Raw genomic sequence first — 788 nt, 5'->3', positions numbered from 1 at the left:
TGGTCTTGCCCACAAAAAGTAGACACTCTAACTATGCGCATTTGCGCTCATACTCTGCCGGGCTCATATGGCCCAATGCGGAGTGCCTTCGAGTTCTATTGTAGAAAACCTCGATGTATTCAAACACCTCGGATTTCGCTTGCTCTACATTTTCGAATGGCGCCGCGTACACCAGTTCGACTTTAAGGCGACTAAAGAAGGACTCCATTGCCGCATTATCCCAGCAGTTAGCCTGGCGACTCATACTCGGTTTACAATTATTCTCAGACAAGAGATCCTGATATCGCTGAGACCGGTATTGTACGCCCCTATCGGAGTGAACAATCAATCCGGGTTTGGCTTGCCGCTGACCTAATGCCATTTTCAGTGCTCGGCGAGTCAGTTCATCCGTCATCTGGGAATCGAATGCCCAGCCTATGATACGTCGCGAGTAGAGATCCATTACCACCGCGAGGTACAGCCAGCGATCACGAACCCAGATGTAAGTAATATCGCTGGTCCAGCGGCAATTTGGCCGATCAACATCAAAACAGCGTTTAAGCAGATTGGCGGCGACATGGATATTCGCTTCAACTGGCTTACTATAACGAAAGCCTTTGCCATTTCTCGCCTTAATGTGCTCCTGCCGCATAAGTGCAGCGATATAGTTCCGAGAGCATGGCTCACCGCCCTCCTGGAGCTCTCGAGTAATTCTGGGCGATCCGTAACGCCCTTTAAACTCGGCAAAGGTATCTCGCACCTTCTCAGCTACTCGTAGCCTTCTAAGAGTGCTAGGAGAAGTCAGCCTA

1 protein-coding gene is annotated in these 788 nt (G+C 50.1%); it reads right to left on the bottom strand.

Features of this window, described 5'->3' with window-relative positions; genetic code table 11:
• Positions 1 to 31: 31 nt before the first annotated feature.
• Positions 32 to 788: IS3 family transposase (locus tag LC059_RS17885; RefSeq protein ID WP_226705236.1), on the bottom strand; the 757-nt coding region annotated here is incomplete at its 5' end.

The sequence above is a fragment of the Microbulbifer elongatus genome (assembly GCF_020524885.1).
Taxonomy (GTDB): Bacteria; Pseudomonadota; Gammaproteobacteria; order Pseudomonadales; family Cellvibrionaceae; genus Microbulbifer; species Microbulbifer elongatus_A.
The sequence above is the reverse complement of the archived record's forward strand: the minus strand, read 5'-3'. Positions and strand labels throughout refer to the sequence as shown.